The 20,798-nt window shown below is 41.3% G+C and carries 18 protein-coding genes; 12 read left to right on the top strand and 6 right to left on the bottom strand.

Going from position 1 to position 20,798, the window contains the following annotated elements:
- Positions 1-12 precede the first annotated feature (12 nt).
- Positions 13-534, bottom strand: a complete 522-nt coding sequence (locus tag DBR43_RS10590; RefSeq protein ID WP_124580695.1) for a thioredoxin family protein — start codon at positions 532-534, stop codon at positions 13-15.
- Positions 521-709, bottom strand: coding sequence for a hypothetical protein (locus DBR43_RS10595; RefSeq protein ID WP_124580697.1), 189 nt, complete (start codon positions 707-709; stop codon positions 521-523). Before DBR43_RS10595 ends, DBR43_RS10590 begins: the two co-directional genes overlap by 14 nt.
- A 214-nt stretch (positions 710-923) precedes the next feature.
- Between DBR43_RS10595 and DBR43_RS10600 the strand changes: the two genes are divergently transcribed.
- From DBR43_RS10600 to DBR43_RS10620, 5 genes are all read left to right on the top strand, one after another.
- Positions 924-1,715, top strand: a complete 792-nt coding sequence (locus DBR43_RS10600) for a hypothetical protein (protein ID WP_124580699.1) — start codon at positions 924-926, stop codon at positions 1,713-1,715.
- Between the two features lie 114 nt (positions 1,716-1,829).
- Positions 1,830-3,386, top strand: a complete 1,557-nt coding sequence (locus DBR43_RS10605) for a protein adenylyltransferase SelO (RefSeq protein WP_124580701.1) — start codon at positions 1,830-1,832, stop codon at positions 3,384-3,386.
- A 203-nt stretch (positions 3,387-3,589) separates the two neighbouring features.
- Positions 3,590-5,026 (top strand): AAA family ATPase, encoded by a 1,437-nt coding sequence (locus tag DBR43_RS10610; RefSeq protein ID WP_124580703.1) that lies wholly within the window; start codon positions 3,590-3,592, stop codon positions 5,024-5,026.
- Between the two features lie 80 nt (positions 5,027-5,106).
- Entirely contained in the window at positions 5,107-6,390 is a 1,284-nt protein-coding gene (locus DBR43_RS10615; protein WP_124580705.1) for a hypothetical protein, read from the top strand.
- A 31-nt stretch (positions 6,391-6,421) separates the two neighbouring features.
- Positions 6,422-6,892 carry a hypothetical protein gene (locus DBR43_RS10620; protein ID WP_124580707.1) on the top strand — a complete coding sequence of 157 codons (471 nt, stop codon included), beginning with the start codon at positions 6,422-6,424 and terminating at the stop codon, positions 6,890-6,892.
- A 212-nt stretch (positions 6,893-7,104) separates the two neighbouring features.
- Here DBR43_RS10620 and DBR43_RS10625 read toward each other — a convergent pair whose 3' ends face one another.
- Positions 7,105-7,464 carry a winged helix-turn-helix transcriptional regulator gene (locus DBR43_RS10625; protein ID WP_124580709.1) on the bottom strand — a complete coding sequence of 120 codons (360 nt, stop codon included), beginning with the start codon at positions 7,462-7,464 and terminating at the stop codon, positions 7,105-7,107.
- Between the two features lie 119 nt (positions 7,465-7,583).
- Here DBR43_RS10625 and DBR43_RS10630 point away from each other — a divergent pair, with 119 nt between their 5' ends.
- Complete coding sequence (locus tag DBR43_RS10630; protein WP_124580711.1) at positions 7,584-8,753, top strand: MFS transporter; 1,170 nt, start codon at positions 7,584-7,586, stop codon at positions 8,751-8,753.
- Positions 8,754-8,840: 87 nt separating this feature from the next.
- Here the strand turns inward: DBR43_RS10630 and DBR43_RS10635 are convergent, their stop codons facing one another.
- Positions 8,841-9,731, bottom strand: a complete 891-nt coding sequence (locus DBR43_RS10635) for a hypothetical protein (RefSeq protein WP_124580712.1) — start codon at positions 9,729-9,731, stop codon at positions 8,841-8,843.
- A gap of 167 nt (positions 9,732-9,898) precedes the next feature.
- Between DBR43_RS10635 and DBR43_RS10640 the strand changes: the two genes are divergently transcribed.
- Both DBR43_RS10640 and DBR43_RS10645 read left to right on the top strand, forming a co-directional pair.
- Positions 9,899-10,711 (top strand): hypothetical protein, encoded by an 813-nt coding sequence (locus DBR43_RS10640; RefSeq protein ID WP_124580714.1) that lies wholly within the window; start codon positions 9,899-9,901, stop codon positions 10,709-10,711.
- Positions 10,712-10,943: 232 nt separating this feature from the next.
- Entirely contained in the window at positions 10,944-12,371 is a 1,428-nt protein-coding gene (locus DBR43_RS10645; RefSeq protein ID WP_124580716.1) for a DUF6266 family protein, read from the top strand.
- Positions 12,372-12,436: 65 nt separating this feature from the next.
- On the opposite strand, the gene DBR43_RS10650 is transcribed toward DBR43_RS10645, so the two are convergent.
- Positions 12,437-13,780: a deoxyguanosinetriphosphate triphosphohydrolase gene (locus DBR43_RS10650; protein WP_124580718.1), complete on the bottom strand. Its 1,344-nt coding sequence runs from the start codon at positions 13,778-13,780 to the stop codon at positions 12,437-12,439.
- A gap of 21 nt (positions 13,781-13,801) precedes the next feature.
- Positions 13,802-15,103 (bottom strand): DUF5074 domain-containing protein, encoded by a 1,302-nt coding sequence (locus tag DBR43_RS10655; RefSeq protein WP_124580719.1) that lies wholly within the window; start codon positions 15,101-15,103, stop codon positions 13,802-13,804.
- 103 nt (positions 15,104-15,206) lie between these two features.
- Between DBR43_RS10655 and DBR43_RS10660 the strand changes: the two genes are divergently transcribed.
- From DBR43_RS10660 to DBR43_RS10675, 4 genes are all read left to right on the top strand, one after another.
- Positions 15,207-15,725, top strand: coding sequence for an OmpA family protein (locus tag DBR43_RS10660; protein ID WP_124580721.1), 519 nt, complete (start codon positions 15,207-15,209; stop codon positions 15,723-15,725).
- A gap of 324 nt (positions 15,726-16,049) precedes the next feature.
- A complete protein-coding gene (locus tag DBR43_RS10665) occupies positions 16,050-16,652 on the top strand; it encodes a TetR/AcrR family transcriptional regulator (protein ID WP_124580723.1) in 603 nt (200 codons plus the stop codon).
- 87 nt (positions 16,653-16,739) lie between these two features.
- Positions 16,740-19,493 (top strand): TonB-dependent receptor, encoded by a 2,754-nt coding sequence (locus DBR43_RS10670; RefSeq protein WP_124580725.1) that lies wholly within the window; start codon positions 16,740-16,742, stop codon positions 19,491-19,493.
- A 21-nt stretch (positions 19,494-19,514) separates the two neighbouring features.
- Complete coding sequence (locus DBR43_RS10675; protein WP_124580727.1) at positions 19,515-20,798, top strand: parallel beta-helix domain-containing protein; 1,284 nt, start codon at positions 19,515-19,517, stop codon at positions 20,796-20,798.

A 20,798-nucleotide genomic window follows, 5' to 3' on the forward strand; every position in this document is an offset into this window, starting at 1 on the left:
ACAATAGGGAAATCAATTCATGCGCTCAGAGACCTGATCAGACGATCGGGTCTTTTTTTCTTTCAGATATGCAAGTAGCAATGCCTTTAAATCCTTTGGCCTGAGGTAACCGGAAAAACTATATTGCAGCTTATAGTGCTCATCCAGAATGAACCACATCGGATAAGCGAAGTCTTTATTGTCTTTTCCCAGGGCCAATACCAGTTCATGAATCCCCGTAGAGGGACCATTGGGCTGAAAATGATACTGTTCATGATTAAAAGAGATGCTTTCCTTATTTTCTGCATTCAGCCTGAGGTAATACATCTCTTTACCAAACAAAGCAGAGAATTCTCCCGACTTCTTTATTCCATTTTCCTGCATCATACAATAGCTACACCAATCGGTAAACACATTGATGATGATGGGCTTTGGATCTTTAGCCAGGCTGTCTGGCAAGGCCTCAAAAGAGATGGCCATATCGTTTTTTTGAGCAAAGCCCATAAAAGGCAATAAGCCCAGGAGCAGACAGCAGTAAAATTTAGTCGAAATCATAAGCCCCTTTTCTTTGGTGGTGGTCTTTTACAACTTTTAACGCCTGCTTCAGTTTTGAAATTTCTTTCAGCAGTTCAGTCGCCTTTTTCCGATCCTTAAACATCAGGTTATCCCTGCTGATCAACACTTTTCTATTCGATATTTCTGTTTGAAGTACTTTTATTGCAATTTCCATGATACATGATTTAAGTAAATAAGCGCCTGCAAATGCAGGCGCTTAAAAGGAAACCTATGGCTTTTACCTGCGTTACAGATCAGTTTCCTAAACCTTATTTAGACAAATCTAAATAAAATACCAATACAACTAACAACAAAAGTTAGGCAAATCTAAATATTGACATAATATTGCTTTTTATGTACTTTACGAAACATTAAAAAACATCAGCACTATGGGATATGACATCAGCTATCACCCGATAAAAGAAACAGAGATCAAAGCTTGGTATTTTGACGTACTGAACGATCCGGAGTTAATTTCCGGCATTGCGGCACAACACCAGGTAGACGATTTCTATAAAGAGAAATATCAGCAGGTAATTAACATTGGATCAGGAACAAAACCTGATGATTCATTTGAACGTTCACACGGTTATTACATCGCAGTTGTACAAGGTTTTCTCCGTAAATATTACTATACCCGGGGTTCCGCATTCTCATTTTTACTGGAAGAAAGCCCCTACTTTGAAAGGTATACAAGGGATTTTAAAACGATAGTCCCTGAAAGCATCAGCAACCCAATCAGCAACAGAATTGTTCAGAATTACAGTTCAGGTGTATTTATTCCGGTCGAACAGGTAAGTCAGTTGCTGGAAGATTATGCAAATGACCCGGACGTAAAAGCAGATCTTGAGCGCTTCTTTTCTGATGGCAGAATAGGGGTTTTCCTAAGGGCACTGGAAGATGCCAGACAACAGGAACTGGGTTTACTGGAAGCGACAGAAGTTATAGAGCCCAACCCATTAAACCTCAATGATTCCGCCTGCTATTCCAATTTGTTTAACTGTGATCAGGAAGGTGCCTATCTTTTCAAACAGGCAGCAATGGCGCAAATGAAAGCGATGGAAGAACAGAACAACCTTCAGCCCGGAGAAATAACGAATAATGCTGAGCGCGTTGTGATGAATACAGAAGAGGTCGAAGAAAAGGAAAAGAAAGGATTCTGGAAGAAGCTACTTGGATAGTTTGTCTTTCTGATCATTTCTCTAAAGTCATATCTTTCTGTTTACGCATGATCCCTGCTGAGGTCTTACAGATTAACCCGATATTTGTCTTTTCGATGAAAACCTGTTTATCCTATGCAAAATCTAAGTTCCAATACATTCGTCAATAATTTTACCGAAAGCTTCGAAGGAGATCAAAGCGGCAGTCTGCAGCCCAGACAAACTCCGGGCGTTTTATACAGCAAAGTGATGCCAAGTCCGGTCAGGGCACCTCAGTTACTGGCCTGGACAGAAGACCTCGCTGCAGCATTGGGAATAAGTATACCGAATGAAAAGGACATCGCATTACTTGGGGGAAACTTTGTTAATCCTACGATGCAGCCTTATGCCGCCTGTTATGCCGGACATCAGTTTGGCAACTGGGCAGGACAACTGGGCGACGGCAGGGCAATCACCCTGGGAGAATGGCCGCTGTCATCAGGTAATTCATGGGAGCTCCAGCTGAAAGGTGCAGGAATGACCCCTTACTCCCGCAGGGCTGATGGAAGGGCCGTACTCCGTTCTTCTGTCAGAGAATACCTGATGAGTGAGGCAATGCATCACCTGGGGGTTCCAACCACAAGAGCCTTGAGTTTGGTCGCTACAGGCGATCAGGTGAGGCGTGATATGTTTTATGATGGAAGACCTGCAAATGAACCAGGCGCAATAGTGATGCGCGCAGCGCCCAGCTTCCTGCGTTTCGGGAATTTCGAAATGCTGGCAGCAAGAAAAGAATATGATCATTTAAGGCAACTGGCAGACTGGACAATTGAGCACTTTTACCCTCATATCAAAGGTGAAGACAAGATTTTAACCTGGTTCAAAGAAGTCCTGGAAAAGACGGCAACAATGGTCGTGGAATGGCTCCGTGTGGGTTTTGTCCACGGTGTGATGAATACAGACAACATGTCGATCCTTGGCTTGACCATAGATTACGGGCCTTTTTCATTCCTGGATGCCTATGATCCGAACTTTAGTCCGAATACCACTGACCATCCGGGACTCCGTTATGCTTTTGGCAAGCAACATTCCATTGCTTACTGGAACCTGGGTTGCCTGGCCAATGCCATCGCCCCGCTCTTTGAAGATACTACTGAACTCGTCAAGACACTGGAGAACTTCGCTCCTGTTTTCTATGAAAAATATTATGCCATGAAGGCTGGAAAAATGGGTCTGGATGAGGTCAAAGGATATGATATTGAACTGATTGACCAATTCGAAAATCTATTGGCAACGCTGCAACCGGATATGACCATTTTTTATCAGTTACTCATTGAATTACCGGAAGATTTACGGGATGAACAGGCAATTACAGCTTATTTTATGCCTGCATTATATGATCAGCTGAGCAGCAGCGAACGCGAACTTCTAAGCAAAAATATCAAAGATTATCAGACCAGGATGGCGTTGAACAAAACCTCAAAAGCAGCGGCTCAATCACAGATGAGGACCAATAACCCAAGGTTTATTCTGAGGAATTTCCTGCTGTATCAGGCCATACAGGAACTGGAAAAAGGAGAAGATGCGCTTTTCAAAAGACTACAGGCAGCATTACAGGATCCTTATTCCAGGGATCATGATGAGTTCTTTGGATTGAGGCCGGCATGGGCAAATGAACAACCGGGCAGTGCCACGTTATCCTGCAGTTCATAATACGATAAAAATCAACCACTTAAATCGTAAATATTTTAATTTACGGAAGTAATTATGATCAATATAAATGAGTTTTGGCGTGATATACAAACCTATATTACGCCAAAACCCTATAAAAAATGTAGTTTTGGCGTGATATAAGAAGTTATATTACGCCAAAACTCGCAAATTATACTTAAATTTGTTTCAATAGAAACAAGCTTATGGAACCAGTTATAGGAAGAACCGATGAAAAAGTAATCCTTAAAAAAATAGAAAAATCAGGAGAAGCAGAGTTGGTGGCAGTATATGGTCGCAGACGTGTTGGTAAAACTTACCTGATTAGAAATGGCTTTAGCCAGGGATTAGCATTCGAATTTTCAGGTATCCATCACGCATCACTTAATCAACAGTTGGAAAGCTTCAGCCTGGCACTAACAAAGGCAAATCAGGGAATGCAGCTGGCAACACCAAAAAGCTGGTTAAAAGCCTTTCAAATGCTGATCCAATACCTCAGCCCTATCATAAAAAAAGACAGAGCAATTCTTTTTTTTGACGAATTCCCCTGGATCAATACACCCCGATCAGGTTTTTTATCTGCATTTGAAAATTTTTGGAATAGCTGGGCATCAAAAGAAAAAAACCTGGTAGTAGTCATCTGTGGCTCTGCAGCTTCATGGATGATCAAAAAGGTAATTAACAATCGGGGAGGTTTGCATAACCGGGTAACCAAGCGAATAAGACTTCTTCCATTTACCATTGGAGAAACAGCAGCTTACCTGAAATACCGAAAAATAAAGCTGGACAAACATCAATTACTACAGCTCTACATGGCTATAGGTGGAATTCCCCAATACCTAAAAGAAATTGAAGCTGGTGAAAGTACCGCTCAAATTGTAGATCGGCTGTGCTTTACCAAGGACGGCCTTTTACAAGATGAATTTAAAAACCTATATCATTCCTTATTTGATAGCGCTGAAAACCACATAGACATTGTGCGGGCCCTCGCAAAAAAAGGAAAAGGTATGACGCGCGCAGAGCTCATTGAAACCTGCAAATTGAGCACAGGAGGCTACGCTACACAGCTATTAGAAGAGCTGACCGAATCCGGTTTCATCACCCCTTATCTGCCATTAGGTAAAACTACTAAAGATGTCTTGTATAAACTCACCGATGAATATTCGCTGTTTTATTTAAAATTTATCGGTAACAGTAAAGCTACCGGTACAGGAACCTGGTTAAAGCTTTACTCAGGAAATTCATGGAAAAGCTGGAGCGGTAATGCCTTTGAAAGCATCTGCATGAAACATATAGTGCAGATCAAAAGGGCAATCGGCATTGAAAATGTCTATTCTGAAGTATCTGTATGGCGACACCAGCCAAAAAATGCAACAGAGCAAGGTGCTCAAATCGATCTGTTAATCGACCGGAATGATTCCTGCATCAATATCTGCGAGATGAAGTTTTCAATCCATCCCTTTGAAATAACCAAGGCCTACTCAAAGGAACTGGAAGCTAAGCTGAGTATATTTCAGCAACAAACAAAGACAAAAAAAGCACTTTTCCTGACATTAATTACAACTTACGGATTGAAAAACAGTTCAAATTATCCCGGATTAATACAAAAAGAAATCACCATGGATGCATTGTTTGATATTTAATAAATATTTATACAACCAACGCCTTTACTTGTTTTACTAAAAAGTTTAATTAATTTCACCAAATATCAACTTTGCTCCATATGGACAGAAAGAAGAAGAAACAGGCGGCGATTAAATCTGCGGCAAATGTAGAACAGGTTCGTAAGGCTTTAAAAGAGCGGTTCATGGACCGCATCAAGAAAATCATCACTTTGATTGGGGGCCCGGAGTTGCTGGCCAAATTTCCTCCTATCTTTATAAATCACTTATACGAAGTCCGCTATCCGGTACTGAAAGCAAAAGCTGCACCGGGATCTGAGATGTCCAAAACACGGATTGTTCAGTTCAACAAACTGATGTATCAACTCATGGAAGGCATAGACCTCGAACTGGACAATGGAAACACCATTCCTTTAACCTGGTACCTTTCTGAAGGATTAACACTGATAGACTGTGTGGGTGAGATTGACGTAACTGTTGACCCTGATTTATCAGAGCTTAAAACACATTTCCTGCCCTACTTACACGACAGCAAAACACATAGGGAAATTCAGGATGGACTGGTTAACCTGGTTACCCATACCTGCAGGCTTTTAGCAGATTACAACGATCAGATTTACAGCGCTGATCTTTCCATGACGCCATATTTTGCCCGGTTTAATCCGCAGAATGACATCATCATTCATCCTTTCAAACAGGAAAGGCACCAAATCATGCTAAAAGATAGTTTCCGGAGTGCCATACGCCTGGGCTGGGCTTCTGCGGATCAGGAGATGGAATATTTTAATGTAAAGCCATCTTTGCTGGGATTTAAGACCACCGGCCTGGATATCCCCTTACCCTTATACATCACCATTCATGCACTGGACAGGCTTAGGGAAAGGATCAATATCACACCGGGAATCATGCATGAAATCCTGTTGCTTACTTTTTTACAGGACAAAATCCCACACCGCTGGTCGGGCAATGAGAGCCAGGTCGATTTTTGTATAGCAGACCAGAAAGTGGGGTATTTTGCAGTGAAACTGCATGGCGACAAGCTCGTGGTCCGTACTTTTCTCTTCTTAACCAACAACGACACATTCGAAGGAGAAAAACTTAGCCGATTGCTGAATATCAACAAAATTGATAAGGAATACCTGGCCATTGACACGCTTCCGGCATTCAATTCTTACCATATTGACCAAAATGAAAAACTGAGCAAATTATTCAAAGATGCGGGATGTGGTTCTTTACTGGGACTGGGTTATCTGCAGGAATTCACTGCTAACCAGGTCAAGGATAAAGATCCTGAATCCATCCTGCAATATCTTGCTGACGCTCCATATTTTAACAGGCAGTTACAAACAGACCACGATGAGCATGATGGCCTGAGTATTGATTAATAAGCTCACAAATCTTATTTACTTTTACATTATGAAAAAACACACATCTACAATTATAATTCTGCTATTCTTCTCCCTTTCTTCTTATGCGCAAAAATACATCCTTTCAAATGAGGAGGTGATTTTATCGTTCACTACGAAAAATAACAAACGGGTAGTCCTCGCAAAAGATAAAGCCAATGCCTATATGATTTACCGTTTTGGAACCGCTCAGAAGATTGAATTTGAATTCCCTGAAAAAACAAAAGAGAGCTGGTCAAAATTCACCTACTCTTTTTACTTCAGAGGTGGCGGTGCTAAAAATGAAGGAATGGACCTGAATTATATTCATTTCAATAATAAAGGTTATAAGTATACGGTTTACGATAAAACTCCGGAAACAGGCATCACCATTACCAACCTGAAAACCAATAAGGAGACCGAAATAGAGGGAAAACCGAAAACAAGAAAAGGTAATCTGCTCGACTTCAGAAACAACGGACTACTGAAAATCACAGAATAAGTGATCACCTTACCTGATATTGCAAATTTAAAACCAAGAGATCAAGTCAGCTCAGATGGTTTTAGCGAGCTATCAAAACCAATAGCCCAGCAAAATAGGACAAAAAACAGGTCTTTGGCGGGCCGTCAAAACGATAGCCCGTCAAAACAAGGGCAAAAACTATATTCCAAATACGGAATAGACAGGTAATCTGATCAGATTCTCCAACTAAATTAGCTTTGTTTTGGAGGAAAGTCGATTCCTGCCTCCTGAATCAGCTCATAACCATATTTCATAATGGTTTCAATTACAGGAATCGCTTTTAATCCTTTTTCTGTTATGCTATACTCTACTTTCGGAGGTACAACAGGATAAACTTTCCGTTCGATCAATCCTTTTTCTTCCAGATCTCTTAATTGCGTCGTCAGCATCTTATCTGTGATATGAGGAATGTCTTTTTTCAACTCCCCATACCTGAGAATATTCTTGTGCAAACGCCAGAGAATGGGCATTTTCCATGTCCCCCCGATATGATTTAAAGCAAATTCAATGGGGGTATAATATAGTTTTTTATCATGAAAGAATTCTGGCATATGATGTTTTTTGGCTTTATACTTTCCTAAAAGTAAGTATCATACATAAAGGTGCGTACGATAAATCGGGTTCGCTTATTGGGCAAATTTGCACAAAAAACAACAGCTACAAAAATTTTATGAAACGAACACTTTATGTACTTGCCCTTGGCATTTTCGGCATTGCCACTACCGAATTTGGCATAATCGGAATTTTACCACAACTCTCCTCCGCTTTCCATGTCAGCATTGATAAAGCAGGCTGGCTCTTGAGTGCATTTGCATTGATTATTGCCTTATTTGGCCCATTCATGATGATGCTGGTATCCAGTTTTGACCGGAAGAAAACACTGGCCCTGGTGCTGGCTGCCTTTGCAGTATCCAATCTGATCTCTGCATTTTCCCCCAACTTTAATGTTTTATTAATTGCCAGGATTTTACCTGCATTTCTCCACCCTGTATTTTGGTCCATAGGTCTGGCAACAGCTGCTAAGTCAGTACCAGCTGAGCAATCCCCCAAAGCCGTAGGTATTGTATTCGCAGGATTTACCATTGCGAGTGTTTTCGGCATCCCGCTATCAGCCTTTATCGCTGATTTTCTGAACTGGCAGGCTTCATTTATATTATCAGCGCTGATAAATGTGATATCTTTTGCAGGATTGTTGTGGCTTTTACCACCTATTCACCGACCAGAGAAAAATAAGGCTACGGATCAGACTAAGATTTTTAGAAAGAGAATACTATGGATAAATCTGATCCTCGCCTGTTTAATGATTTCTGCAATGTACTCCACCTATGGCTATATGGCGGTATATTTAACACAAATCACCCATATGAAAGGCGGAGAAATTAGCCTGATGCTGTTACTTTTTGGCATCGCAGGTGTGGCTGGAAACTGGTTAGCAGGAAAATATTTAAGCAAAAACATAGATACGACAACATTGGTATTTATAGTCCTGCTGGCCATCGTTCACCTGCTATTATTTTTCTTCGGATCTCATTTTATTCCGATGGTTTTGATGGTTTTTTTCTGGGGGTTAGTGCATACCGGCGGCTTTTTGATCAGCAATGTAAATGTCACATCATCCGCTCCTGAAGCTCCCGAATTTGTAAACAGCATTTTTACTTCCTGTGGAAATTTAGCCGTTACAATAGGATCTACAGTTGGCGGTCTGACCATTGCAAAAGCCGGAATTCATCAGGTCCCTTTTACCAGCATCGCCCTGCTAGTACTGTCTTTGGGGATATTGTTAATGAAAAACATAGGAAAAACCGGGACTTTTCAGATGAAAGTTAAAACGCAGATATAAAAGCGGAAAACCAGATGATATGCCTGGGCTTGCAGGAAACTTAAACAAGTTCAGGCAAATCATCTTACAGCAGCACTATTGTCCAATTTAAATGGATTGAATTTCCTCATTACCGGACAAAAGCAAATACTTTAAAAGCCATAACAATTCATTCTGGAAAACCTGGGCATTCTGATTCAGGTAAATCAAATCCGATTCCAGAATCCAAACTGCAAATCCCCCTAAATTATAGCCCTGATCATATATGTCCCTGATAAAAAGATCTATCACCTCATTCACCAGAAACGTGGTTTGAATGCAACCATCCGATCTTTCAGTCAGCACATAAACCTGATTGATATACCGTTCTGAGTATCCCAGTGAAGCTACCTTCAGCTTAATTCTGAGCGGATCATAACGATTTTCGATAAGAATCTCCTTTATGCAAAAAAAGGAAGGAAAAACCAGTTTGGCTTTATGGACATGGGGAAGATCAAAATTCATATTAAATGGAGACTTCGACATTAAATTCGACACACTTTCAAGTGGATTAAGCGCTTCAGTAATAATGGGCGGACCATACAAAACTTCTCCTGAACGCCGAAAATATCTTTTTATTCCATGCTTTAAAAAAATCTCCCTAAACCTGATGTGGGTATAAATTGCAGTTCTGTCGGGCCTGTAATCGACCGGATGCAAGACTACGTTTTGAATTAAAACATCAAATCCGGATACCTCATTTCCTTTTTTATTCTGATCAGAAATGTAATCTTCGATCCCTTTCGCTATTGGTGCAATAACAATTGATGTAGGCTTATCCGCAATGAATGAAACAGTTACATCATCATTATCGGTCGGGATTAAAGTTAGCTCATAATCAATCACAAAGTTGCCGCCAGTTTGCTTGTACAAACAAAAACGTTCATGGTATTGATCCAGTATAGTGATGACTCTGGAAAAAGTTGATTCGGACCTGAGGACCGTGTATACTTTACTCATTAATAAAAAATTTTTCATCAAGATAAAGACAATATCCTTATTCTCCCCGACCAGAACTTATTTAATTTCCAATTTAAAAAAATTCTTCCCAATGAGTTCTCAATGCGGACAATTCGTCTCATTTTTGCAAAAAAATCATCCTACCTTTAGTGAAATACAACAGTTAAATGATGGAAAGAATTACAGAAAACTACGAGCGTTTATACCTCAATTTCATCAAAACATCTAAGTTAATTGTTATTGAAAAACGAATTCGACCTGGTTTTGCAGGGGTATTCAGTTTTTTATTGATGTTGATCCTGTTTGGATCCTGTAAACAAAAAAACGATCAGCATCAGTCGAACTCAGAACGTAAAAAAGTGATGTTTAAACAAGCTAAACCTGTGGAAATTAAACCGCATTCGATATTAAATTCAACTACAGGCTATGTGGAAGGACGTCGGTTTGTTATGACCTGCAATAGCGAATACCATCTTTTTTTGCTGAACCACAAAGGAGACACGCTTTATCAGGACAGTGTATATTCTCCCAATCAAAAGTTTGTTGACTTCAATGGAGACTGTTATAAAGATATTTTAATCGAATACATGACAAATGTACCGGGTATAGCTGATGTATTACTTTATGACAAAGCTCAAAATACGTACAAAAAAGTAAGTGATTTACAGGCTTTCCCTGCAGCAGAACGAATTGGAAATTCCGGTTACTATTACTCTTATCACCGCAGTGGTTGTGCAGATAAGAATTGGGATAGCGACTTATTTTATATAAAAAACTATAAAACAGTAAAAATTGGAAATATTAGCGGGAATGAATGCGGCGACACCGATGTAAAAGACGGAATCTACATCAGTAAAATACGGGGAGAAAAGCAAACTCAGTTTGCTAAATTACCGATAAATACCATCAGGCAATACAAAGACTATAAATGGGGATTTATAAAGCAATACTGGCATAAAAACTACAAAAGGTTTTTATAATTTCTTTGAAATTGTTTCGCAAGAAGCCTGCCAGAGACAAAGACAGGATCACTTGCAGAACTACCAGATACCGACAGGCTTCTTACACGCTATTCACTCGGTACCAACTCGGTCAGAAGCGCTTTATTATCGTGTAAATATCTTATATATTTCCAATAAAAACCAAATAATTCCAATATTAACCGTTTATCTATACTTATATTGTTTTTAAATTAATTTTAAAACAATTGCGATGGCCTCAATTAAAAATGGAATATTGGGTGGTTTTACTGGAAAAATAGGTAATGTTGTTGGCTACAGCAGCTATGGCGTGGACAGGATGAGATCCATATCGGACCGTACCGCGCTTGCTACAGCAGCAGAACTCAGGAACAGAAAACAGTTTAAACTGGTGCAAGACACCCTAAACTGTATTAAAGAATTGGTAAAAATCGGATTCAAGAACTACTGGACCAAGACAGGAGGCATCAGAGGCGCGGTTTCCTATAATAAAACCAGGGCCCTTGAGTTAGATGGAGACGATTGCACAATCGATCCTGAACGCTTCAGGTTTAGCGGCGGTGTACTTCCAGGATTACTTCACGCAGGGTTCGAGCTGGAACGCGAAGACCTGTTAAGGTTCAGCTCGAACCCTGAGCTGGTATACGGCGCTTCTCCAAAAGATCAGGTCATGCTGCTGGCCATTGACCTGGAAGGAAAAAAAGCATCCTGCGAATCTCTGGGCAATTTCATGGGTTCAGGTACAGATGTTTTAAGGTTTTCCAACGATTTAAAGGGTAAAACTCTGGACATCTATATTGCTGTTGTGGCTAAAGACAGGTCAAAACAATCCGACAGCCAGTATTTAGGCAGGGTCAATATTCCTGATCCGGATCATGATAAAATGCACAAAGAAGAGACCCATATCTTTCAGCAAATGGTAGAAACACTGACTTCTGAACAACAACAAGCCCCTACAGATTCCGCACAGGAGTACAAAGCACTGCATACCAACGCAATGAATGAGCAAGCATACAAACTGATTCCGAAAACAACAGATCCCGATGCCGTATCCGATATGTTTCCCAAATCAAATCACACCTACGTTATGAAAAATCACCTGCTAACCATCTGCTTTTTATTCCTGAGCAGTATTGCTTTCGCACAAAATCAACAGCCAAAAAATAGTATTGATGCCGATAAGTTATCAGCATCGCAATTGGCCCATATGGACCGTATTGCTCCTAAAAACGGCTGGGTCCTGGTTAAATATAAAGGTGAAAATTACATCAGGAATTTTTCCAATAAAGACTACGTTTTATCATTGTCTGTAAAATGTTCAAAATCAACTCAGAAACCCGGTTACTTAATTGAATATTCCAGCAATTATGGTGATAAGGAAATGGGCGGAATAGATTTTTTAAGTTCGTCAAAAATGGATTTTGCAAAGGTGAGGTTTCATCTGGACGGTAAGAATTTCGAAAATCCGTTTTCCAGAGCTAAGAACAACAACTTTAGTCTTTTTTATCAGGCATTAAAAACGGCTAAAATACTTAAGATTGAAACCTTCAACAATGAGTTTAATCCAAACACAGGTAAAGAAGAATTAAAATTAAACCGTGCAATTGATTTCAAACTGGAAAATGCAGCACTTTTAGAACTGCCTGTGAATTGTAAATAAAGATAAAAAAGCGATGTCGTCAATTGAAGATGATCAACAACTGACGACATCACTTTTAACAGCACTTAGCTCATAGAAGGGAAAGAAATCCCCTTAATCTTTCTGAAAAGCTCTACTGCATAAATATCTGTCATCCCTGAGATAAAGTCCAGTACGCTTTGAATTTTAGAATAAGCATCTGTTTCTTTGGTCAGGAACTGCTTTGGAATTAGTTCTACCAGTTTTTTGTGGTATTTAGACTCATTCAGCAGGTAAGCAGGAATAAATTCTTCCAGCAAACCGCCCATTACCTGATAACCTGCTACCTCTATCTGTACCACTGAAGAATAGTTATAGATCTTTTTATAAGAAATCCGTTCAATCTCTTTCATTACGGACAGGAAAGGTTCTTCGATTGCATCCATCAGGCTGATGTTGAAATCACCATTCAGGATAGCTTCCTGTTCTTTAAAGAATACCGTAGAACATTGCCAGATCAGGGTACTGATGGACTTTGCCCTCATCAGGGTAATCTTGGCATCATTGTCTTCCATTTCCGCCAGTCTTGCAGGCAATTTCGGATCATTACACAAAGGCAACAACAGCGTTTGCACCTCTTCGTAAGAAAGGATCTTCAGGCGGTGTGCATCTTCCAGGTCAATGATATTGTAGCAGATATCATCCGCAGCTTCCACCAGGTAGACCAGTGGATGACGTTTATAGACCAGTGGCTCCTCCTGAACCTTAATCAGGTCCATTTCTATCGCAATCTTTTCAAAACCACTTTCTTCCGACTGGAAGAAGCCATATTTCTTGGTATAAATGTTCTTTTTATTGTGTCCTGCCAAGGAAGCACAAGGGTATTTGGCAATAGAAGCCAGGGTAGCATAAGTCAGAGCGAAGCCTCCTGTCCCTTTCCCTGCAAACTGATGGGTGAGGATTCTCAGGGCATTTGCATTTCCCTCAAAGTGAATCAGGTCTTCCCATTGTCCCGGACTTACCTGTGATTCGTATTGCTTGCCATCACCATTGGTAAAGTAATGAGAAATCGCCGACTCACCGGAATGCCCGAAAGCAGGGTTTCCAAGGTCATGTGCCAGGCAGGCAGAAGCGATAATATTGCCTACCTCACAAAGTAAAGGACAAGTCTCATCAATATTGGCATCATTTTCCTTGATCTTATTGTAAAAGATCGTCCCCAAAGAACGGCCAACACTGGCTACTTCTAAGCTATGGGTTAAGCGGTTATGAACAAACACGCTTCCCGGCAAAGGAAATACCTGCGTTTTATTCTGCAGCCTCCTAAAGGGTGAAGAAAAAATGATCCTGTCGTAATCTCTTTGAAACTCTGACCTCGCCTCTTTCTGATTCCCTGCAAACCTGTCTTCATTCCCCCAGCGTTTCGCCGATAATAACTTTTCCCAATTCATATAATGGATTAAATTTTAATTCTATTTAGCAAAAAAAATATCAGCAATGCTGTATCCTGCTTTTTTTATGCTCAGTTTTTCTTTTCCTTTTTTATCAAAGATAAACAAAGTGCTTTCTGTCTCTCCTGAGAAAATACCCGGAGTACTTGCAATATACACATCTCCGTTTTGCGGGTTCACCTTCCATGCCGAAGCAAATAAAACCTGAGCGTCCGCAAAGTTGACAAATTCTTCCGCTGTTTTTGTTAAAGTATTGAACCTGCAAATCACCCCTAAGGATGTTTCCTGCCAGTAAATATATTCGTCGGTACCAGAAGCAGTAAGAATACCATTGGCCGGCAATTTATATTTCAAAGGATCAAGTTCTACAGAATCTACCGCTTTAAAGCTTTGGTCCAGCTTCACAAATTTAGGTTTATTGCTGAAACCCTGCACACCTACCCAAACGGTTTTGTTTGCTGTTTTAACAACTCCGGCTACATTCTCCTTATAAGCGTAAAGCACTTTAGCTGTATTATTTTCTATTTTCAATAACTGTTTCCCTGAACCGGCCAGCATGCTGTTCCCGATATAATCCAAAGGCACAAGACTGATGTCTTTCGTTCCGGGAATCAATGTTCCGGAGATCTGTTTGCTGACCAGGTCTACTGGATATAAACCTGATTTTCTGCGGTTGGTTACATTTACAAAACCGGTCTTTCCATCTGCAGTTGCGAAGTGTGTCACATCTGAAATTCCGGATTGCGTAATCACATAATCCAGTTTCAATGTCTGGTCGTCAACCACTGTCAAATGGTTGGGGCCATTCATCGAAGTGATGTAATAACGGTTGTTGTAGTGGTACAGGTTATAAGCCGCAGGCGATAGTTTTAGCCCCTTGTTGGCTAAAGCAAATACATTTGGTGTAAACACTCCTTTTTCATCTATAAAAGACAATTCAGAAGGACCATCGCTGTCTTCGTTACTATTGCTCAGCAATAAAACACCAGCACCATAAGGGCCAAGCACTCTGATTTTATAGGTTAAACTGCTTGTTCCCGCCTCATTGATAACTTTAAACACGAGGGTATAGGTACCCGGAACCTCTTTGTTAAATTTATAGCTCGCCGAAGTGGCTACTTCCTTATCATTTTCCAGCCATTGGTAAGCGTTTACTTTACCGGATACTTTTGGGCTTAGCACCAGTTCCTGGTTCATTTTTGTGTTCAACAGACTATCTCCGGCCTGTGCATGATCTACCGCAGCGACATTTACATTTTCTTTCTTACAGGCTGTAAAGGACAAAGCCATTACGCTTAGCAAGAACAGGATTCTTAACTTCATTTCTTAATTTATATTTTTTAAAATTCGCGCAAAGGTAAGGGATTCGTGACGATCGCCGCATTTCATTTTGACATTGTTATATTTACGCTTAAAATAATTTCCAATGACACACACAACGAAACTCGTTTTAGCACTATTGCTCACCGTTACCCTTTCCTGCAAAACAAAAAAAGCAGTGGTTACCACTCCAACACCTGTAGAAAAAACAACTGATACAGAGCTGGATAAAATCAAGAAAGACTTACCTCAGGACCAGGTAGAAAGAACAGAAGCCGGCATTAAGTTTACCTTTAGTTCAGAGATCTTATTCCCTACCAACTCCTCTATATTAAATCAGGAATCCAAAAAGAGAATTACTGACGTTGCTAAAGTAATCGGAGAGAAAGACAAATCAAGAGCCATTCTTATCGAAGGTCATTCTGATAAAACCGGAGAGGCAAAATACAATCAATGGCTTTCTGAGAAACGTGCGGTTTCCGTTAAAACTTATCTGGTTAGTCTTGGAATCAGTGCAGAAAGAATTACAACTGCAGGTCTTGGCGACAGCAAACCGATCGATGACAACAAAACCAAAGAAGGAAGATTAAAAAACAGAAGAGTGGAGATCACTTTGTTAAAATAACGCTGGTATTGACCAGCTATCCCATTTCAGGGTATCCATGATTTTGGATACCCTTTTTTATTAATATGAAAACCAGATGCATCAAAGCTGTATGTCCGGCTCTTGCCGTCAATGAGAACACCTGTTCAGCTATTGTATAAAAACCGAACAGATCCACCTGATATGTTCAGTTACACAGAAAAAATAGCCCCTGTCCAAACTTCCCTGACTTTTAATCCCTGAATCCTTATGTTTACAAGAATTAACAATGGTTTTTCAATTTTCAAACGTTTTGTTAAAACATTTGGAAAATTGAAAATATGTTTATAGTTTTAAGGAAGGGATATGAGTAAAAAAGAACTGGTAAAGGAAAAGATAGGAAGATCAGCCATGCAGTGTTTTGCAAAATTTGGCCTCGATAAGACGACCCTTGATGATATTGCCCAGGCTGTTGGCCTGAATAAAGCATCGTTGTATTATTACTATAGGAATAAGGAAGATATATTTATTGAGGTGGCACTCAAAGAAGGGGAAGATTTCATCAATTCCCTTCAGGAAACCACCCTGCTTAAAGAGGGAATAGAAAACAGGACTACCTTTTATCTGGAGTCGAGGTTCAATTATTACAAAAACGTGCTCAATATGAACCGGGTATCCGTAGACACCCTGAATAAGATCCTTCCCCGTTTTTTTGAATTGTACAATGCACTGATGAAAAGGGAGAAAATCTTCTTAACACAGCTGCTGGAAAAAGCGGCAAAGGAGGAAAACCTGATGATGACTGATCCGGAAAACACCGCATCCGTTCTCATCAACCTCACAGATGCTTTAAAACACAGTGTAGAACAGCAGGCAATCCTGAAAGGGGAAACTGAAATTGATTACACACAAAGTCTTCAGGACATCAAATTTTTGGTGTCACTGATCTTTACAGGAATAAGAAAATAGCGGTACTCTCGTAGTTTCATGACGGTTAAAGGGGTTTAAGCTATTTTATTATTTAAAATTTTGTTGCCAACCTAAACCAAACCAAATATGAACAAAGTCATGTTACTTAGCCTGATTCTTTATTTCTGTATGCCCGGTTCCCTCAGGGCGCAAAATCTGATCAAAGGAAATATTAAGAACAACGCCACACAGGAAGCTGCATACGCGGTTTCTGTAAAGGTAAAAAACGGAACAGAAGGTACCTATTCTGACGACCGTGGCAGGTTTCAATTGAAAACATCGAAGAAACTTCCGCTTACCCTGATCATTTCTTCCATCGGCTACGAACCTAAAGAAGTAGCGGTTCAAAGTTTTTCCGGCATTCTGGAAATCGGGCTGGAGCCTGCATCCGTACTTGGACAGGAAGTAGTGGTTTCTGCCAGCAGAACGGTACAAAAAAAGCTGGCCTCCCCCGTCACCATCGAACAGATCAGCAGTAAGGAGATCAGCAGTTCCCCTCAGCTAAACTATATGGACATGATCCAGGGTTTAAAAGGTGTGGATGTGACGGTTTCCAGTATCGGTTTCACCAGCATCTCTACCAGGGGATTTAATACAAGTGGAAATACCAATTTCACGCAGATTGTAGATGGGATGGACAACCAGGCACCCGGGCTTAACTTCCCCCTTGGTTCGGCCATCAGTTTAACACAGCTCGATGTAGACAACATAGAAATGCTTTCCGGCGCTTCCTCCGCACTTTATGGCTCCAGAGGTCTGAACGGAACGATGATCATGTCTGGCAAAGATCCTTTTAAATATCAGGGTTTAAGCGTGCTCGTTACCCAGGGTGCCAACCACCTGAACAACAAGAACCACAATGATCCCGTAGCCCCCTCCGCTTATTACGACTGGACCATTCGCTATGCGAAACAGGTCAATGAGAAATTCGCCTTTAAGATCAATTCTCAGTATACACAGGCAAAAGACTGGGTGGCCAATGATGCCAGCAATAAAAACGGAACCGGAACTGCCCTTACTGACCCGAATTACAATGGCGCTAATTATTACGGAGGAGCAACTTCCGTTGACATCTCGCCATTTCTACAGGCAGCACTGGCAGGAGAGCCTGCGCTCGCCCCCATCATTGAACCTTTACTCAGCAGGCCGAATTATGTAGCAAGAACCGGTTATCCTGAATTTGGCTACCTGGACAACAAAGCAAGACTATTTAAAGTCAATGCAGAATTGCGCTATAAGATCAACCCAAAACTGGAAGCGCTCATCTCCGGAACTTATGGAACGGGAAATATCGTCTATACCAATGACACCCGGTATCAGCTGAAAGGCTTTAAAGTAGGTCAGTACAGAATGGAACTTAAAAGTGATAAATGGTTTGTCCGCGGCTATACCACTCAGGAGAATTCCGGACGGACCATCGTTGCCGGACCTACAGCACAGTACATCAATGAATCCTGGAAAACCAGTTATGATGGCAATACCGGGGGATGGTATCCGGAATATACTTATGGCCTGATCAATGCGCTGGCCGGAGGCTCAGGACTCAACGAAGCACATTTAGCTGCCCGCGCATTTGCAGATCAGGGACGGGCAGAACTGGGAAGCCCCCTCTTTAACCGGCTGAAAGACAGCATCACCAATACCCCCATTTCTGATGGAGGCACGCTCTTCCTCGACCGCAGTAAGTTATACAATGCCGAGGCGCAGTATAATTTTACCGATCTGGTAAAATTCATGAGTGTCATTGCAGGGGTAAACTGGCGATTGTACAGTCTGAACAGTAAAAACACCCTTTTTCCGGATAAAAACAAACCCATCAATGTGAAGGAATACAGCGCCTATATCCAGCTGGCCAAAAAAGTTGCGGATGATAAACTCAGCATCAGCACTTCCTTCCGCTACGATAAAAATACGCTGTTCTCCTCTCCGAAAGTCACGTCGAGGGCTTCATTGGTTTTTGAAGCAGTGAAAGAAAACTTCATCAGGTTCTCCTATCAGAATGCTTATAGTTTCCCTTCTAATATCCAGGCTTTACAAAATACGCTGAGCGGCTACAACAGCTTTTCTTCCGGTGGTTCTTCCCTCCTGCTCAACGACAATTATCAGTTTAACAAATTTCCGCCTTATACACTGGAAAGTGTCAGCAAATACCAGCAGACAGGTGATGCAGGCGTACTTCAGAAATTCCAGTACAATGACATCAAACCTCAGTCGGTCAATGCCTTTGAACTCGGTTATGCCGCCCTGATCGGAAAGCGGGTGATCTTCGATGTGCTGGGCTATTTCTCTACCTGGAAAAACTTTATCGGCTATGCAAATGTTGCCAATACACCAGGTACAAATGATGTGACTGCATTTAAAGACCATAGCACCTATATCCAATACAACATTGCCTTTAACGGCGGGCAAATGGTAAATACCTATGGCTATGCCGCCAGTGTCAGCGTAGACCTCGGCCATAATTTCCTGACCAAGGTCAATTACTTTTCAGACCATATCAGGAATAAAAACAATTCCCAGATCAACAACTTCAACACCCCGAGTTACCACATCAATATGGAATTTGGGAACAGTGGTTTCGGGAAAAAACAAGAATGGTCATTCAGCACCAGCCTGCGTTATAAACCGGGTTATTTCTACGTAGTTTCCGGTGGTCTTGCCTCCGGACAGGTACCCAGTTCAGCAGTAATCGATGCACAGATCAGCTATAAGCTCATTAAGGCACGCTCCGGAATCAGACTGGGTGCCACCAATATCACCAACCAATACTATACCACAGGGGTTGCCAATCCGAATATCGGTGCGGTATACTATGTGACCTATGCCTACAATATCTTTTAATCAAACCAAAACTAACCAAATATGAAACAGTCCATCACTACAGCACTCCTCCTACTCCTGATCACCGGCGTTTTGAGCTCCTGTACCAGCAAATCCGGTCAAAAAGACATTTACACTACTGTCCTCAGTTTTAAACCCGGCGAAGAAGCTAAAATCGCAGAAGCTTTTCTCTCTTTAAAAGACAGCACAAGCATCCTGCTGAAAGCGGGGAACTATAAATTTGACAACCTCAGCATTGCCCAGGTGAACCATATCCTGATTCAGGGGGAAGGTCATGACAAGACCATTCTTGATTTCTCCGGACAGACGCAGGGCGGCGAAGGCATCCGGGTCACCGATGTGAAAGGCTTTACGATTGATGCCATGACCATCAGAGACTCCAAAGGCGATCTGCTAAAAATCAATAAAAGCAGCAACGTGACGGTAACCAATCTGCATGCGGTATGGAGCAAGGCTGATTCTACCAGCGGTGGTTATGCCATTTATCCGGTATTGTGCAAAAATGTGCTCATTGAAAACTGTTATACCGAAGGTTCTTCGGATGCCGGCATTTATGTTGGCCAGACCGACAGTGCCATTGTCAGGAAATGTAAAGCGGCTAAAAATGTGGCTGGCTGTGAGATTGAGAATACTTCCAACGCGGAAGTCTACGACAATGAGTTTTACAACAATACCGCAGGTTTTCTCGTTTTTGACCTTCCCGACCTTTCGAAAAGAGGAGGTCATGTGAAGGTTTACAACAACCATATCCACGACAATAACTTCAGAAATTTTGCCAAGTCAGGCAGTTTCGGCACCACCTGGGGCGTAGGAAATGCATCGCCGGGAAGTGGCATCATCATCCTCGCTGCTTCAGACATTGAGATCTACAACAACAAGATCATCAATAACAATACCTCCTCTATATCGATTGCTTCCGGCTTTGCCGTAGATGAGAAAGCCGGCGAGAAGATCAATGCCAACTATTCCCCTATTCCGAAAAACATCAGGATTCACGACAATACCATCGAAATGGGGCCTGCTTTCCCTAAGCCTGCTTATGAACACCGGATCGGGCAACTGCTTATCGCCACAGAAGCTCAGCTGAACAGACTGGACCCAGCCCGCAAAAACAAACGCATTCCCTGGATCATGTACGATGGGATTACCAGCAATATCCTGACCAAAGGAACCGCAGCAAATCCGGATTCTATTTGCATTAAACAGCCCGGCGACAATGTCTTCGTGAATGCCGACTTCCTCAATATTGCAAAACCTGAAAACTGGAAACCCAACACCAACATTAGCCCATACCAATGCAAATAA

Origin of the sequence: Pedobacter sp. KBW06 (genome assembly GCF_003852525.1) — a bacterium.
Lineage (GTDB): Bacteria > Bacteroidota > Bacteroidia > Sphingobacteriales > Sphingobacteriaceae > Pedobacter.

What these genes read in the sequence shown, in the direction of transcription:
- DBR43_RS10615 (WP_124580705.1), top strand. Translation starts at nt 5,107, where the DNA reads ATGGACAGAAAGAAGAAGAAACAGGCGGCGATTAAATCTGCGGCAAAT.
- DBR43_RS10675 (WP_124580727.1), top strand. Translation starts at nt 19,515, where the DNA reads ATGAAACAGTCCATCACTACAGCACTCCTCCTACTCCTGATCACCGGC.
- DBR43_RS10625 (WP_124580709.1), bottom strand. Translation starts at nt 7,464, where the DNA reads ATGCCAGAATTCTTTCATGATAAAAAACTATATTATACCCCCATTGAA.
- DBR43_RS10660 (WP_124580721.1), top strand. Translation starts at nt 15,207, where the DNA reads ATGACACACACAACGAAACTCGTTTTAGCACTATTGCTCACCGTTACC.
- DBR43_RS10645 (WP_124580716.1), top strand. Translation starts at nt 10,944, where the DNA reads ATGGCCTCAATTAAAAATGGAATATTGGGTGGTTTTACTGGAAAAATA.
- DBR43_RS10595 (WP_124580697.1), bottom strand. Translation starts at nt 709, where the DNA reads ATGGAAATTGCAATAAAAGTACTTCAAACAGAAATATCGAATAGAAAA.
- DBR43_RS10670 (WP_124580725.1), top strand. Translation starts at nt 16,740, where the DNA reads ATGAACAAAGTCATGTTACTTAGCCTGATTCTTTATTTCTGTATGCCC.
- DBR43_RS10635 (WP_124580712.1), bottom strand. Translation starts at nt 9,731, where the DNA reads ATGAGTAAAGTATACACGGTCCTCAGGTCCGAATCAACTTTTTCCAGA.
- DBR43_RS10605 (WP_124580701.1), top strand. Translation starts at nt 1,830, where the DNA reads ATGCAAAATCTAAGTTCCAATACATTCGTCAATAATTTTACCGAAAGC.
- DBR43_RS10650 (WP_124580718.1), bottom strand. Translation starts at nt 13,780, where the DNA reads ATGAATTGGGAAAAGTTATTATCGGCGAAACGCTGGGGGAATGAAGAC.
- DBR43_RS10610 (WP_124580703.1), top strand. Translation starts at nt 3,590, where the DNA reads ATGGAACCAGTTATAGGAAGAACCGATGAAAAAGTAATCCTTAAAAAA.
- DBR43_RS10665 (WP_124580723.1), top strand. Translation starts at nt 16,050, where the DNA reads ATGAGTAAAAAAGAACTGGTAAAGGAAAAGATAGGAAGATCAGCCATG.
- DBR43_RS10630 (WP_124580711.1), top strand. Translation starts at nt 7,584, where the DNA reads ATGAAACGAACACTTTATGTACTTGCCCTTGGCATTTTCGGCATTGCC.
- DBR43_RS10655 (WP_124580719.1), bottom strand. Translation starts at nt 15,103, where the DNA reads ATGAAGTTAAGAATCCTGTTCTTGCTAAGCGTAATGGCTTTGTCCTTT.
- DBR43_RS10590 (WP_124580695.1), bottom strand. Translation starts at nt 534, where the DNA reads ATGATTTCGACTAAATTTTACTGCTGTCTGCTCCTGGGCTTATTGCCT.
- DBR43_RS10600 (WP_124580699.1), top strand. Translation starts at nt 924, where the DNA reads ATGGGATATGACATCAGCTATCACCCGATAAAAGAAACAGAGATCAAA.
- DBR43_RS10620 (WP_124580707.1), top strand. Translation starts at nt 6,422, where the DNA reads ATGAAAAAACACACATCTACAATTATAATTCTGCTATTCTTCTCCCTT.
- DBR43_RS10640 (WP_124580714.1), top strand. Translation starts at nt 9,899, where the DNA reads ATGATGGAAAGAATTACAGAAAACTACGAGCGTTTATACCTCAATTTC.